Source organism: Rhizobium sp. LEGMi-198b (assembly GCF_054114205.1).
On sequence record NZ_JBSYVH010000013.1, the window covers coordinates 1 to 14,233 of the forward strand.

Here is a 14,233-nt window from a genome sequence, read left to right on the forward strand (position 1 = left end):
CTGTTCTTCAAGGAGAACACCCGCATGTTCTACGGCGATGCCAAGAAGTCGGTCAGCGAGCTCTTGCCGATGATCGGCTAGGCAGGATACGCGCGCAGCCCTACGATGAGCGTAGTTGTTGCAGGCCAGATCAAACCCGGCCCCCGCCGACCCCGACCATCATTCATCCCAATGATGATGATCCCGTCAAACTCTGAATTAGACCGGGATAAAGGCGCTGTGCAAACCTTCATCCGGTGCAACGCTACGCGGGCGCAATGAAGATTTGACTTCGTCGTGCATTCGCATGTCCCACCGCACGGACCGCAATCGACAGCCCAAGGAAGCCAGCGATGACTGAGAACAGACAGATCAATCTTACCCGCCGTTCCCTTCTTATCGCGTCATGCATGTGCATTGGGTGCGCCGTGCCCGGCCCCCTGTTTGCTGCCGCACCGATAGCCACGAGCGAAGCACCCGGCTTCTATCGCTTGATGGTTGGTGACTACGAGGTAATGGCGCTGTCCGACGGCAAGCTCCCTCTTGCAGCGATGAAATTGCTGCAAGGGAACTCGGCGCGGATAGCCGAAGCCTTGAAAAGCGACTTTCTCGGCGAGCAGGTCGAGACCTCCCACAATTCCTTTCTTGTGAATACCGGCGATAAACTGGTTTTGGTCGATGCAGGCGCGGGCACTCTATTGGGTCCGCATACCGGCAAATTGCTCGGCAATCTACGCTCTGCTGGCTATCGGCCAGAACAGGTGGATGAGGTCTATCTCACCCACATGCATACAGATCACATCGGCGGGCTGATGTCGGGTGAGGAACGCGCTTTCCCGAATGCGATTATCCGCGCCGATAAGCGCGACGCAGATTACTGGCTGAGCGAAGAAGAAATGCGCGCCGCTCCCGCCGAGGCGAAGCGCTTCTTCCAGGCCACCATGGCTTCGCTGTCCCCTTATATGAAAGCTGGCAAGCTGAAGACTTTCGAGGGCAGTACCGACCTGATTCCGGGGATTCGAGCGCAACCGGCCTATGGGCATACCCCCGGACACACGATGTTCGAGATAGAAAGTAAGGGGGAGAAGCTGCTCCTGTGGGGCGATATCGTCCATGTCGCCACAGTTCAGTTCGCCGATCCGACCGTCACGATCGGATATGATGTCGACCGGACCCAGGCCGAACAGGAGCACTGGCGCGTCTTCGACGACGCAGCGCGGAGCCGGTGCATGATCGGGGGCGCGCACCTCCCCTTTCCTGGGCTTGGCCATGTTCGCGATAACGGCGACAAGACTTACGCCTATGTGCCGTTGAGTTAGCGATCGGCATAAGCCAGCCAGGAGACGATCCGCTAAGCCTCTGCCGATCCCGAGTTCTCGCCGAGCATCAGCACTTGGCGGGGAAGCGCCGTTGCAGTTCGGTCGTCTCGTCACAACTCAACGGTCTGGTTTTCTCGCCGCGTAGCAGCAGGAACAGTTTGGCGGTTTCCTCAAGTTCCTCGGCGGAATAGACCGCCTCGGAAAGATCGACGCCGGCAACAACCGGGCCGTGGTTGGCGAGCAGCACTGCATGGCTATCGGAAATCCGCTCCGCAACCGCCTTGGCCAGGGCCTCGTCGCCGGGCGGATAATACGGGACGAGAGGCAGACGTCCGACGCGCATGACGTAATAGGCCGTAAGCGGCGGAAGCACATCGTCATGGTCAATCCCGCAGAGACAGCTAACCGCGACAGAATGGGTCGAATGCAGATGGACGACAGCTCTCGCACGTGGCCGCTTGTCGTACATGACGCGATGGAGAAACGCTTCCTTGGTGGGTGCGTCGCCCGAAACGTGCCGCCCCGCCTCATCCAACTTGGCGATGCGCGATGGATCAATCGTTCCCATGGACGATCCGGTTGGGGTCATCAGCCATCCATCGTCAATGCGGACGCTGATGTTTCCGGTCGATCCAGCGGTCAGGCCGCGATCGAAAAGCGATTTTGCATAACCGGCGATCTGGTCGCGAATTTTTGTTTCGCTCATGCGATAATATCCAAGGCGCGTTCAAAAAAATCCGGGCCGCCGAAATTGCCGCTTTTGAGCGCCACCTGCAAGGGCCGATCGGAAAGCGTCGTCGTCCATGGCACTCCGGGGGCGATCTCGACACCGATGGAAAGTCCTTGTATTTTGAGCGCCGAAACCACCGCTCCTGAAGTCTCCCCCCCAGCCACCAGCAACCGGCTGACGCCATCCGCCACCAGTCCTTCCGCGATGGCTGCCAGTGTATGCTCCATCATGGCGCCGGCCTGCTCGCGCCCGTATTTCGCCTGGTTTGCCTCCACCTCATCGGGATCGGCAGATCCGTAGATCACGACCGGCCGGTCGGCAGGCTGGCTTTTCGCCCAGGAAAGGGCCTGCTCTATGACGGGATGCTTTTCGGCTATGGCGTCTAGGTCGATCCTGCGGCTTGGCCAAAGTGCCCTAGCCCTGGCAAGCTGCTGACGCGTGGCGGCGGAGCAACTGCCGGCGAGGATTGCCGTCCGTGGCGGCGCCGAATATCCAGAGGCGCGTTCCACCGGCTTGCGCGGCGAAATGCCGAAATTGGCCGGCAGGCCCATGGCGAGCGCCGAGCCACCGGTTACGAGCTTGTGACCGCGCACGGCGCGTCCGATGGACCGGAGATGCTCGTCATGGATCGCGTCCGTAACGGCGTAGCGTTGTCCGGTCTCTGTGAGACCGGCAAAAGCTTCCGCAATCGCGGCATCGCCCGCGGAGACGACCTCATGAGGAACGAGACCAACATTGTGGGCCGACTGTTCCGCCATCAGCGAGACGAGGTCGGAACGGCGCATCGGCGTCAACGGATGGTCCTTCATCGGCGAATCCTGCAATAGCTGGCGGCCGACGAAAAGATGCCCGTTGAACACCGTCCGCCCGTTCTTCGGGAAGGCAGGACAGACTACCGCGATCTTCGCATCAAGCGCGTCGCTCAAGGCATCCGCGACGGGACCGATATTGCCCTGGGCGGTGGAGTCGAATGTCGAGCAGTATTTAAAGAAAATCTGCTCGGCGCCGTGTGTCCGCAGCCACTGAAGGGCATCGAGCGATTGCGCGACAGCTTCCGAGACGGGAGCGGTCCGGGATTTTAGCGCAACGACGACGGCATCCGCGTCAAGAACATCGAATGCCGGCGCGGGAACGCCGATCGACATCACCGTCCGCATTCCCTCGCGTACGAGAATGCTGGCGATATCGGTTGCCCCGGTGAAGTCGTCGGCTATGACGCCAAGAAGAATACCCATCGCTCATCCCCGCTTATAAGGTTCGAACCAGCCCAAACCGTCCGTCGTTCGACCGCGAGGATGATACTCGCAGCCGACATAGCCCGTGTAGCCGAGGCGATCGAGCTCGGAAAACAGGAATGGATAGTTAAGCTCTTCGCCGTCCGGCTCCTGACGCGACGGCACGCTGGCAATCTGCACGTGCCCGCTGATTGGCATCAGCTTGCGCAGGCGTGTCGTCACGTCGCCATGAATGATCTGGCAATGGTAGATATCAAACTGCAGCTTCACATTGGTGAGGCCGAATTCATCGATCATCTGCGCAGCCGTACGGAAATCATTGAGGAAATAGCCGGGCATATTGCGCCCATTGATGGGTTCCAGCAGAAGATCGATGCCTTTTTCGGCCAGTCGATGAGCGGCATGCTCCACCGCACGACGATAGCTGGCCTGCGCTTGCGGATCGCTGCGGTCGGCGAGGCCGGCCATCAGGTGAATCTTCTTGACGCCAGTGGCTTCGGCATAGACGAGCGCGCGGGTCACGCCCTCGTCCATATCGCCGAAGCGGTCCGGCAGCGATGCCAGCCCGCGCGCGCCGGCGGCCCAATCACCCGGAGGCATGTTGAAAAGTGCCTGGGTTAAGCCGTTGCGGACAAGCCGTTCCTGGATGTCCTCGGGCTTGAAGTCATAGGGAAACAGGTACTCGACAGCCGAAAACCCGGCCTCGGCGGCAGCGTCGAAACGGTCAAGGAACGACCATTCGTTGAACATCATCGTCAGATTGGCGGCGAAGGTTGGCATGGCTCACCTCGTCTTTTCCGGAAGCGAGGCGCCGGACAGTTGCGCATAAAGGCGTGCGAGCGACGAATCGTCGTCGCGTCCCATGCCGGCGCCGGAAGCCGCAAGGTACATTTGCAACGCCGCGGCACTGAGCGGCACCGGATAGCGTTCGGACCGCGCCATGTCCTGGATGATACCAAGATCCTTGACGAAAATATCGATGGCGCTGAGGGGCGTGTAGTCGCCGGCGAGCACATGGGGGATGCGGTTTTCGAACATCCACGAATTGCCGGCGGATGCGGTAATCACTTCGTAGACCTTGTCGAGATCTAGTCCCAGTTTCGCGGCGAGCGAGATCGCCTCACAGGCGGCGGCGATGTGAACGCCGGCGAGCAACTGGTTGATCATCTTGAAGGCAGCGCCAGCGCCAGCGGTTTCACCGAGCTCATAGACCTTAGCGGCCATGGCATCGAGCGCGCGGCGCGCGGCGCTGAAGGCAGCCTTTGTACCCGAGGCCATAACCGTCAGCTCGCCGCTGGCGGCGCGCGCTGCTCCCCCCGAAATGGGGGCGTCGAGATAATGAACGGCCCTTGCCTCGAGCTGCGCGGAAAGCTTGCCAGCCACCGCGGGATCCATGGTTGCGGACGAGATAAATACGGAACCGGGACGCATGACACCGGCAATGCCGCCCGCACCGAACAGGACGCTTTCCGTCTGCGCCGCGTTGACGACCACCGAAACAACGATGTCGGCCTCTTTCGCGGCTTCCGCGATGCTGGAAGCGGAGCGGCCTCCTGCCTGCACGAAGCGGGAAACAGCATCCGCGGAAATATCGATGCCGATCACATCGAAGCCGGCCTTCCTGAGCGAGAGAGCCATGCCCATGCCCATGGCGCCAAGACCAATGACGGCCGCCACCTGGGGCGTTTCCGCGTTTTCCTGAAGGGTTGTCATATGATGATCCTTAAATGATACAGCGGTTGGCCTCCCCGGCGCCTGATGTCGGGGAGGCACTCATTCAGCGGTTTACCGTCTTTGCCGGCACGGAAAGTGTTGCGATGCAACCGACGATCAATGCCGCCGCCAGAAAATACATACCAATAGAGTTACTGCCTGTGGCGTCCTTGAGATAACCGATTATGAACGGTCCCAGGAAGCCCGCAAGATTGCCGACCGAATTGATCCACGCGATGCCGGCTGCGGCACCCGTGCCGCCCAGAAAGGCAGTCGGCAGGGACCAGAATAGCGGTGCGCAGGTGATCGCGCCGGCAGCAGCCAGCGAGAGCGCCGCGATGGCGACCCCGGTACTCGATGCGGCGGTTGCGGCGATGAAGCCGATGCTGGCGATCATGGCAGGGACGACGAGATGCCAACGGCGTTCGCGGAAGTGATCGGACGAGCGTCCGAGAACAAGCATAGTGATGAATGTGCAGATGTAGGGGATTGCCGAGACCAGGCCGACGTTGAAATTGCCGACAACCCCGGAAGCCTTGACGAGCGTCGGCATCCAAAAGTTCAGGCCGTATTGACCGAGCACGAAGCAGAAATAGATGAGGCTCATCAGCCATACCCGACCGTCGCGCAGGGTCGCACCGAGGCTGCTGGGACTCGCTGTCTTGATCCGGTTCTCAGCCTCCATGTTGGCGAACAGAACATCTTTCTCCTTTTGATCCAGCCATTTCGCATCTTCAATACGGTTGTCGAGATAGCAAAGGACGACAAAGCCGAGCAGCACAGCGGGGATGGCCTCAATCATGAACATCCATTGCCATCCGGACATGCCGTTGAAGGTGTGAAGGCTGTCCATGATCCAGCCCGAAAGCGGGTTTCCGAAAATGGCGGAAACTGGGATGGCAGACATGAACGTCGCAATGATCTTGGCGCGCCGATGGGACGGATACCAGGATGCCAGATAAAGAATGATCCCCGGAAAAAAGCCGGCTTCCGCAAGACCAAGCAGGAAACGCAGAATGTAGAACATTCTTTCCGAGGACGTGAATGCGAAGGCGGCCGAAATGATGCCCCAGGTGATCATGACGCGGGCGATCCATATCCGCGCGCCGACCCTGTTCATCAGCAGATTGCTGGGCACTTCGAAAAGGAAGTAGCCAATGAAGAAAATGCCGGCACCGGCACCGTAGGCCGCTTCCGAAAGACCCAGCTCGCTGGACATCTGCAATTTGGCGAAGCCGACATTAACGCGGTCGAGATAAGCGACCACGTAGCAGAACATCAGCAAGGGCATAATTCTCCAGAAAACTTTCTTGTAAGCGATATTTTCTACCGCTTCGGCCGCGCCCGCACGGGCGGCCGATGCCTGATCCAGCACCGTCATTGCTCTCCTCCTCTGATAAAATACGGGTAGTCCCGCCTCCCGCGCCCCAAATTGGCAGCGCTGCCATTTCCTATAAACAATTTTGGCAGCGCTGCCAAGTAGTTTTTGGCAGCGCTGCCATTGAGCAAAGGAGTGCTTTTCTAATATGCTTGCAAAGGCCGCTTTTCAGAGTGCGACGCGCTTTCCAAAGTCTTGATTGACAAGCCGAAACCCGCGAGGCACTCGAAGGAACATTTCGCGAGAATCTCGAGCTGGGGGAAGGAAATGGATCTGAAAAACACGCCGATCACACTGGCCGAGGTTGCTGACGCGGCCGGCGTCGGCGAAAGCACGGTCTCGCGTGTGCTGCGCAATCATGGGTCCTTTTCCGAGAAAACGCGCGCCCGCGTCATGGCGGCGGTCGACAAACTTGGCTATGTCCCCAATAGAATCGCGGGAGCCTTGGCATCGACGGGCACTCCCCTGGTGGCGATCATCGTGCCCTCTCTCTCGAATATCGTCTTCGCCGACGTCTTGAGCGGCGTTACCCGGGCGCTTGAGACGCGGCAGAAGCAGGCCGTGTTCGCCGTTACCGAATATGATCCGCTACGGGAAGAGGCGCTTGTCGCGGCCGTTCTGGCGTGGCGACCGGAAGCGGTCATGCTTGTCGGCCTGGAGCATACCGAGGGAACGCGAAAGCTGCTTCGCGCCGCGGGCTGCCGTGTTCTGGAGCTGCTGGATATCGATGGAGAACCGCTAGATATCGCTGTCGGATTCTCGCATCGATCGGCCGGCAAGGCGACTGCCACCCATCTCATTGAAAAAGGCTATACACGCATCGCTTATGTCGGACACGACATGGAACGCGACACCCGCAGCGCAAAACGCTTCGCAGGGTTTGTCGATCAACTCAGCCAGGCAGGGCTCGCGCTGAGAGATCGGGAAATCCGCAATGCTCCTTCCTCGGTCAGCCTGGGAAAAGCGGGATTGGCGAGTGTTTTAAGCCGATCCCCAGACGTTGAGGCCGTGTATTTCTCCAATGACGACATGGCGCTTGGGGGCTACTTCCATTGCCTGTCCGCGGGAATCTCCGTGCCCGACCGGCTCGCGATCATCGGCTTCAACGCTCTCGATATCTGCCGCCACACCCCGCAGCCCATCGCCAGCATTCTCACGCGGCGTGTGGATATAGGAAGGCGGGCCGCGGAACTCCTTCTGGAGGATGCTCCTCCCCAAACGGTCGATGTCGGATTCGATCTCGTGCCGGGCGGGACGGCCTGACAAAACTTGGCGCCACGGCGGGCAAACTCGGACCGTGCGGATCGATCTCGTCAATCCGTCAGAAGAACCGTGCGAAACGAAGCTCTTGCGGCATGACCTTCAATGGCCGTCGGGCGGGACGGCCTCGGTCGGGACCGTTTCCTTTAGGTTCTTCCGATGGAAGATGAAGAGACCGGCAAAGACGATGATCGCGGCGCCGATGATGATCTGCATATCGGGAATATCGTTGAAGAAGATGTAGCCCAGCACAATCGCCCAGAGCAGCAGCGTATATTGCAGCGGCGCAAGCAGTGATGCCGGTGCGAGCTTCAACGAGCGCGTGATGAGCAAATGCGCGCAAGAGGCTACGATACCGAGCAGCAGCATGCCGAGCCAATCGATGGGCGTCGCCGGCCGCCAGTGGCCGATGCTCAAGACGATGCCGGTGGCAAGGGCGGCGATCGTCTGCCAGGTCACGAGTGTCGTGTCGCTGGTCGAGCGCAGATAGCGGCTCATCACCAGCGTCAGTGCAAAGGCTAAGCTGCCCGCGAGACCGAAAAGCGACGGAAGCGACAGCATCGCCGTGGACGGACGCAGCGCGATGACGACGCCGGCGAAGCCGACCAGAACGGCCAGCCAACGGCGCCAGCCGATCTTTTCCCCAAGAAAGAAATGCGAGAGCGCCGCAACATAGATCGGCCCGGCCATATAGAAGGTCATCACATCTGCGAGCGGCAGATAGGCGACGGCAGCGTAGAACAGGCCGACATCGCCAGTCGCCATGGCCACCCGCATGAACTGGAGGCCTTTCTGCTCGACGCGGAACAAGGCCATCGGCCCTTGTCTCACGATCATCGGTCCGAGCACGACAAAAGCTCCGAACGAGCGGATCACCAGCACCTGACCGACGGCAAAACTCGAGACCAGCCACTTGCCCATCGCATCGTTCAACGCAAAGAGCAGATCGCCGAGCAGCATTAGCACGACACCGATCATGATCATGTTTCCGGCATTGGCCACGGCCGTCTTGGTCTTCATTCCCCGAATCCTCGCAAAAACGGCCGCGCATGCGCGGCCAAGTGCGGCTTCGACCTTAACGCTTCCGATGTCAAGTGCTGGCTTAAATACGACCGCTACGAGCGATCGGAGCGATGAATAAACCGGTCAGGCAAGCCGACGGACAACCGCTACTATCGACCCGGCAACGTCGGAGACATGACTACTTCGCTGAAATAGTTGACGATTTCGGGAAAGTATCCTGGAATGGCGGTTTTCCATGCAGATGCTTTAGGCGACACCGATGCGACGAGACTGATATCGCTGCAAGTCCAACCACTTACCTTCTGCCTGTCATTCGTGTGTCACGATCGCCCGCTAATCACGACACCGTAACGTGACTTCACAAACGCGCGAGGATTCCCATGCGTAAAACTCTAATCGCTCTTGCCGCCGCCACCATGCTGGCCGGCGTTTCCCACGCAGCCACCGTCTATCCGCTCGATCGTGCAACGATCCTGGTCGGCTCGCCTTTCGACTTCAAGGTCGAGTTCGACGGCGCCATCAAGAAGGAAGACGTGAAGATCACCATCAACGGCCAGGATGCCAAGTCCGTTCTCGGCGCCGATTTCAATTTCGTGGCCGACGAGAAGGGCAAGGACGACAAGAGCCTCGGCTCTGCCGTTATTCTGCGCTCCGCCAAAATCGGCAAGGCAGGCACCTATAAGGTAGAAGTCAGCGCCGGCGGCCAGACGAAAGCCGTCACCTGGGACGTGTTCGGCACCTCCGCGACCCCGAAGGCCAAGAACGTCATCTTTCTGCTCGGCGACGGCCTCTCCGTTGGCCATCGCACCGCTGCCCGCCTGATGTCCAAAGGCATGACCGAGGGCAAGGCGAACGGCCGCCTCTTCATGGATGACCTCGATCACATGGCATTCATCGGCACATCGTCCACCAACGCGATCGCCACCGACAGCGCCAACACCATGTCGGCTTACATGACCGGCCACAAGACCGCGATCAATGCGCTCGGCGTCTATGCCGACCGCACGCCGGACTCGCTGGACGACCCGCGTGTCGAAAACATCGCTGAAGCGGTGCGCCGCCTGACCAAGAAATCGATCGGCGTCGTTTCCACTGCCGAAATCGAAGATGCCACACCGGCCGCCGTCATTTCCCATACGCGCAAGCGCGGCGACAAGGCTGAAATTGCTGCCATGTTCCTCAACACCAAGCCGGATGTTATCCTCGGTGGCGGCTCGGCCTATTTCCTGCCGAAGGACGTCCCGGGCTCCAAGCGCAAGGACGACAAGGACCTGGTCAAGACCTTCAAGGACGATGGCTACGCGCTGGCGACCGATAAGTCCGAGCTGACAGCCGCCGCTGGCACCAATACCGGCAAAATCCTGGGCCTCTTCCACACCGGCAACATGGACGTGACGCTGGATCGGGAATTCCTCAAGAAGGGCACGGTCGGCAAATTCCCGAACCAGCCCGGCCTCAAGGACATGGCCAAGGTCGCGCTTGATCAGCTTTCCAAGAATCCGGACGGCTTCTTCCTGATGATCGAGGGCGCCTCGATCGACAAGCAGGCTCACACGATGGACTGGGAGCGCTCGGTCTTCGAAACCATCGAATTCGACCAGGTTGTCGGCATGGCGCGCGAATTCGCCAAGACGCATCCCGATACGCTGATCGTCGTCACCGGCGACCATACGCATGGCGTTTCGGTCATCGGCACGGTCGATGACGAAAAGCCGGGCACGGACATGCGTGAGAAGGTGGGCGTCTACGCCGATGCCGGCTTCCCGAACTATGAGGACAAGGACGGCGACGGTTTCCCTGACAAGGTCGACGTGAGCCGCCGCCTTGCCATCTTCGCCAACAACTATCCGGACTATTACGAAACCTTCCGCCCGAAGATGGACGGCCCGTTTGAGCCGGCAATTCAAAACGAGAAGAAGGAATACGTCGCCAACAGCGCGTATAAGGATGTTCCCGGCGCCGTGCTTCGCGAAGGCAATCTGCCGCGCAATGCCGATACGGCCGTTCATGCCGTCGACGATGTCGTACTGCAGGCAGCCGGTCCTGGTTCGGAAGAATTCAAGGGCTACATGGAAGAGAGCGACGTCTACCGCGTTCTCGCCGATACCTTTGCGCTCGGTGCAGAGACTATGTAATTTGCCAGAAACCTCCGGGCGGCATTGGCCGCCCGGAGGCCATTTCCGAGGAGGTGCGCGGTGGGCAACATTCTTTACGGTTCCGTTGTCAGTCGCCGCAGCCTGCTTGCGATGATCGGCCTGTCGCCATGGGTCATGACCGCAGGCCCCAGCCACGCCTCGCCCAGCGAACTCTCCTTCGGCGATCTCTACGGCAAGGTCAGCGCGCTCGGCCTCGAATTTTCCGACAAGGTTAAGTCCCTGAACGGACAACAGATCCAGATGCGCGGCTTCATGGCGCCGCCGCTGAAGGCAGAAGCGAAATTTTTCGTGCTGACCGAAATCCCGATGTCGATCTGCCCCTTCTGCTCGACCGATGCCGACTGGCCGGACAATATTGTCGTCATCTATCTCTCAGAAGCGCAGACCTTCGTACAACCCGGCACGCTGATAGCCGTCGCCGGCACGCTCGAAGTCGGCTCCTGGACGGACCCGGAAACCGGATTCTTAAGCCGGCTTAGATTGCGCGAAGCGAACTATTGGGTTGCCTGAACAAGATGCTATCGCTCGAACTCGCCGATATCTCCATCACTTTTCCTGGGCTCGCCGCGCCGGTGCTGACGATCGAGCGACTGCAGATTCCGGCCGGCGGTCGCGTGGCCGTCACTGGCGCCTCCGGGTCCGGCAAGAGCACCTTCGTCAACGTTATCACCGGGCTCGAACGGGCACGCCAGGGCTGCATCGACTGGAGCGGCACGAACATAGCCAAGCTCTCCGAAGGCGGCCGGGACCGCTGGCGTGCCGCAAATGTCGGTCTGGTGATGCAGGATTTTCATCTGTTTGCCGGCCTGTCGGCGATCGAAAACATCTTGCTGCCGGCAAGGCTTGCTCGCTCGGCATCCGTCGAGATCATCGAACGGGCACATGATTTGTTGAAGCGGGCAGGTCTGAAGCAGCCCAAGCAAAGGATCGAGACCATGTCGCGCGGCGAGATGCAGCGCGTTGCCGTTGCCCGGGCGCTGCTGCAAAAACCCGGCGTCATTGTCGCCGACGAGCCTACCGCCAGCCTCGATGTCGACAGCGGCGAAGCCGTCGGCAGCCTGCTGCTGGAACTCGCCGATCAGGAAAAGAGCACACTGATCGTCGTCTCACACGATGAGCGGCTGACCAACCGGCTCCAACGCAAGATCACCTTCAACCTCGGGCGCATCGCCAGCGATACCCGGTCGATGGAAGATGCAGCATGATCCGTTTCATCCTGGCCGATCTCCGCAGATTCTGGCTCGGCTCGGCCGTGCTCGTTCTGATCGTAGCCCTTGCCGTGGCGCTCGGGGTGACGGTCACGCTGCAGGAACGGGCGCTCAGGCTCGGCAGCGCACGGGCCGCCGATAAATTCGATCTGGTGATCGGCGCGGCCGGCAGCGAGAACCAGCTCGTGCTCTCCTCGGTCTTCCTTCAGGCCGCGCCGTTGCCATTGATGGATGGCGGGCTGCTGACAACACTCGCTGCCGATCCCCGCGTCGCCTGGGCGGCTCCGATCGGATTCGGGGATTCGTTCATGGGCAATCCGATCGTCGGCACGACGACGGCGCTGGTGCATAATCTCGCCAGGGAACTGGCGGAAGGAAAAATTTTCGCAAAGGAAGGCGAGGCGGTGATTGGCGCAGGCGTCGCCCTCAAACAGGGCGATGAAATCAAGCCGATGCACGGCTCGGCGCAGGAAGGGGGACATACCCACTCCGAACTCGCCTACCATGTAACCGGCCGCCTGAAACCTACCGGAACGGCCTGGGATCGGGCCATCCTGGTCCCGATCCAGGCGGTCTGGCATATCCACGGCATGGGCCATCACGACGATCACGAAGACCCCGCCGAAGCGCATGATGAGCACGAGCATCATGCCATCGATCCGGATGCGCCGTTGAATGAAACGTGGGATGATGAGGTTCCCGGCCTGCCGGCAATTCTGGTGAAGCCGAAGACCATAGCCGATGCCTATAAGCTCAGGCAGCAATACCGCGCCGGTGCAACGCTGGCGGTGTTCCCCGCCGAGGTCCTGACCCGGCTCTATGCGACGCTTGGCGATGCGAAACGGGTGCTGTTTGCGATCGCTGTGGGGTCGCAAGTCCTAGTGGCGGCGGCGCTGCTGCTGGTGACGGTCATGCATGTCGGGCAGAGGCGGCGCCAGATCGGCGCGCTCAGGGCTTTCGGCGCCCCGCGCGGCGCGCTGTTTGCGATCGTCTGGTTGGAGCTGTTCGCGCTGGTGGCCATTGGTGTCGCCATGGGCTTCGGCATCGGCTATGCAGCGGCAGCGGTAATTTCTGAGGTCGTGGCGGGGGATAGCGGCGTCGTCATGCCGGTCGGATTCCTTCGCGAAGATATCGGCTTCGCGGCGGCGCTGCTGACGTTTGCGGCATCGATCGCGTCCGTACCCGCTATCCTCGCTTACCGTCAGCCGCCCGCCGCCGCACTCCGCGGCTGATCGGAACGATCTCGGGGGCACGCTTGCCCTTAAGACGTGTTCCGACCGGGCATTGAACGGCAGATAAGGGATTTGGCTCTATTGAAACTGCGCCAAAAGTGCCTCAGCCCCTTTGTCGATCGCGACTTTCGAGGCCTTGAGGGCGCCGAAGCTCGCGCCCACGTTCATCGCGCCGGGAAACTGCTTGGCGACAAAGGCGGAAAGCAAACGATTGCTCGGGGCGTCGTAAATCTCGACGGCATATGAAACCGAGCCGGTCATCGATCCTTCCTTGTCACGGGTGGCTTGGACCGCGTTGTAGACGTTACCTCCGACATCAAGATGCGAGAACGGTCCAAGGACGGGCGTCGTCTTCTTCGCGCCGGTAAGCGTCAGGTGAATCCGCAGGGTTCCCGGCATCGGCGTATTGACGATGCCGAAGCGGGTTCTGAGCTGTTCGGTGAAGCGGGTCTGCATGTAGTTGGCCAACTCGCCTTTGTCCTGCTCGCTCGTGTCGATGAACTGGTTGTCCTGGGCTCGATAGACTGTCACCGGATCGATAATTGCCTTGTCATACTGCTTCCAATCGGCATTGCCCCGATAGCGGAAGGGAACGCGCCCACTCGGGTCGCTGGGGTTGGGCTGCAAATTCGGCGCTGACGCCAATCCGGAATAAACCAGCGGATCCGCCGTCGTACAGCCGGCAAGCGCCGACCCAATAAGGATGAATGCGAGCGAAGCTTTGGAAGCAAGTTTCAAGATTATCTCTCTCGTGAAAAAATGGGCGGGCGAAAGATGTCACTTGAACCAGCGATAGCGCCTGATCGCGTTGCTGTGTGTTCAGATATGTTTAGAAATGTTGACGCCGGTCTTTGAGCTCCGTCGGATGCCGACAGACCGGATATGGCTCCACTAGCAATGGTGGATGCTGTCCATCTTGAAGGGATGGGAACGGAACTGGGTATCCGCGATTACCTGGGGCAGTTCGCTGGTGTCGCGATCGGGCACCGATGTCACGGTG

13 protein-coding genes are annotated in these 14,233 nt (G+C 60.2%); 6 read left to right on the forward strand and 7 right to left on the reverse strand.

Features of this window, described 5'->3' with window-relative positions:
• The first annotated feature begins 332 nt into the window (after window positions 1-332).
• Window positions 333-1,298 carry an MBL fold metallo-hydrolase gene (locus ACXHXG_RS30785; RefSeq protein ID WP_104827471.1) on the forward strand — a complete coding sequence of 322 codons (966 nt, stop codon included), beginning with the start codon at window positions 333-335 and terminating at the stop codon, window positions 1,296-1,298.
• 67 nt (window positions 1,299-1,365) lie between these two features.
• Here the strand turns inward: ACXHXG_RS30785 and otnC are convergent, their stop codons facing one another.
• The 5 genes from otnC to ACXHXG_RS30810 all read right to left on the reverse strand — a co-directional run bounded on the left by otnC (window position 1,366) and on the right by ACXHXG_RS30810 (window position 6,357).
• Window positions 1,366-2,004, reverse strand: a complete 639-nt coding sequence (otnC, locus tag ACXHXG_RS30790) for a 3-oxo-tetronate 4-phosphate decarboxylase (RefSeq protein WP_104827472.1) — start codon at window positions 2,002-2,004, stop codon at window positions 1,366-1,368.
• Window positions 2,001-3,263 carry a 3-oxo-tetronate kinase gene (gene otnK, locus ACXHXG_RS30795; protein WP_457901744.1) on the reverse strand — a complete coding sequence of 421 codons (1,263 nt, stop codon included), beginning with the start codon at window positions 3,261-3,263 and terminating at the stop codon, window positions 2,001-2,003. The genes otnC and otnK overlap by 4 nt, the downstream gene beginning before the upstream one ends.
• Window positions 3,264-3,266: 3 nt before the next feature.
• Window positions 3,267-4,043, reverse strand: coding sequence for a 2-oxo-tetronate isomerase (gene otnI / locus ACXHXG_RS30800; protein ID WP_457901745.1), 777 nt, complete (start codon window positions 4,041-4,043; stop codon window positions 3,267-3,269).
• 3 nt (window positions 4,044-4,046) lie between these two features.
• Window positions 4,047-4,976, reverse strand: a complete 930-nt coding sequence (ltnD, locus tag ACXHXG_RS30805) for an L-threonate dehydrogenase (protein WP_457901746.1) — start codon at window positions 4,974-4,976, stop codon at window positions 4,047-4,049.
• Between the two features lie 64 nt (window positions 4,977-5,040).
• The gene (locus ACXHXG_RS30810) at window positions 5,041-6,357 is read right to left on the reverse strand and encodes an MFS transporter (protein ID WP_457901747.1); all 1,317 of its coding nucleotides are present in this window, start codon (window positions 6,355-6,357) and stop codon (window positions 5,041-5,043) included.
• A gap of 264 nt (window positions 6,358-6,621) precedes the next feature.
• Between ACXHXG_RS30810 and ACXHXG_RS30815 the strand changes: the two genes are divergently transcribed.
• The gene (locus ACXHXG_RS30815; protein WP_457901748.1) at window positions 6,622-7,617 is read left to right on the forward strand and encodes a LacI family DNA-binding transcriptional regulator; all 996 of its coding nucleotides are present in this window, start codon (window positions 6,622-6,624) and stop codon (window positions 7,615-7,617) included.
• A gap of 99 nt (window positions 7,618-7,716) precedes the next feature.
• Here the strand turns inward: ACXHXG_RS30815 and ACXHXG_RS30820 are convergent, their stop codons facing one another.
• Entirely contained in the window at window positions 7,717-8,634 is a 918-nt protein-coding gene (locus tag ACXHXG_RS30820) for a DMT family transporter (RefSeq protein ID WP_457901749.1), read from the reverse strand.
• 383 nt (window positions 8,635-9,017) lie between these two features.
• On the opposite strand from ACXHXG_RS30820, the gene ACXHXG_RS30825 reads away from it, so the two are divergent.
• The 4 genes from ACXHXG_RS30825 (at window position 9,018) to ACXHXG_RS30840 (ending at window position 13,233) form a co-directional block, all read left to right on the forward strand.
• Window positions 9,018-10,772 (forward strand): alkaline phosphatase, encoded by a 1,755-nt coding sequence (locus ACXHXG_RS30825; RefSeq protein WP_457901750.1) that lies wholly within the window; start codon window positions 9,018-9,020, stop codon window positions 10,770-10,772.
• A gap of 111 nt (window positions 10,773-10,883) precedes the next feature.
• Window positions 10,884-11,303: a hypothetical protein gene (locus ACXHXG_RS30830; protein ID WP_457901789.1), complete on the forward strand. Its 420-nt coding sequence runs from the start codon at window positions 10,884-10,886 to the stop codon at window positions 11,301-11,303.
• Window positions 11,304-11,308: 5 nt separating this feature from the next.
• Window positions 11,309-11,998, forward strand: coding sequence for an ABC transporter ATP-binding protein (locus tag ACXHXG_RS30835; protein ID WP_457901751.1), 690 nt, complete (start codon window positions 11,309-11,311; stop codon window positions 11,996-11,998).
• A complete protein-coding gene (locus ACXHXG_RS30840) occupies window positions 11,995-13,233 on the forward strand; it encodes an ABC transporter permease (protein WP_457901752.1) in 1,239 nt (412 codons plus the stop codon). Before ACXHXG_RS30835 ends, ACXHXG_RS30840 begins: the two co-directional genes overlap by 4 nt.
• A gap of 78 nt (window positions 13,234-13,311) precedes the next feature.
• Here ACXHXG_RS30840 and ACXHXG_RS30845 read toward each other — a convergent pair whose 3' ends face one another.
• Window positions 13,312-13,971, reverse strand: coding sequence for a DUF3313 domain-containing protein (locus ACXHXG_RS30845; RefSeq protein ID WP_457901753.1), 660 nt, complete (start codon window positions 13,969-13,971; stop codon window positions 13,312-13,314).
• Between the last annotated feature and the right edge of the window lie 262 nt (window positions 13,972-14,233).

What these genes read in the sequence shown, in the direction of transcription:
- otnK (WP_457901744.1), bottom strand. Translation starts at nt 3,263, where the DNA reads ATGGGTATTCTTCTTGGCGTCATAGCCGACGACTTCACCGGGGCAACC.
- ACXHXG_RS30785 (WP_104827471.1), top strand. Translation starts at nt 333, where the DNA reads ATGACTGAGAACAGACAGATCAATCTTACCCGCCGTTCCCTTCTTATC.
- otnI (WP_457901745.1), bottom strand. Translation starts at nt 4,043, where the DNA reads ATGCCAACCTTCGCCGCCAATCTGACGATGATGTTCAACGAATGGTCG.
- ACXHXG_RS30825 (WP_457901750.1), top strand. Translation starts at nt 9,018, where the DNA reads ATGCGTAAAACTCTAATCGCTCTTGCCGCCGCCACCATGCTGGCCGGC.
- ACXHXG_RS30840 (WP_457901752.1), top strand. Translation starts at nt 11,995, where the DNA reads ATGATCCGTTTCATCCTGGCCGATCTCCGCAGATTCTGGCTCGGCTCG.
- otnC (WP_104827472.1), bottom strand. Translation starts at nt 2,004, where the DNA reads ATGAGCGAAACAAAAATTCGCGACCAGATCGCCGGTTATGCAAAATCG.
- ACXHXG_RS30810 (WP_457901747.1), bottom strand. Translation starts at nt 6,357, where the DNA reads ATGACGGTGCTGGATCAGGCATCGGCCGCCCGTGCGGGCGCGGCCGAA.
- ACXHXG_RS30835 (WP_457901751.1), top strand. Translation starts at nt 11,309, where the DNA reads ATGCTATCGCTCGAACTCGCCGATATCTCCATCACTTTTCCTGGGCTC.
- ACXHXG_RS30820 (WP_457901749.1), bottom strand. Translation starts at nt 8,634, where the DNA reads ATGAAGACCAAGACGGCCGTGGCCAATGCCGGAAACATGATCATGATC.
- ACXHXG_RS30815 (WP_457901748.1), top strand. Translation starts at nt 6,622, where the DNA reads ATGGATCTGAAAAACACGCCGATCACACTGGCCGAGGTTGCTGACGCG.
- ltnD (WP_457901746.1), bottom strand. Translation starts at nt 4,976, where the DNA reads ATGACAACCCTTCAGGAAAACGCGGAAACGCCCCAGGTGGCGGCCGTC.
- ACXHXG_RS30830 (WP_457901789.1), top strand. Translation starts at nt 10,884, where the DNA reads ATGATCGGCCTGTCGCCATGGGTCATGACCGCAGGCCCCAGCCACGCC.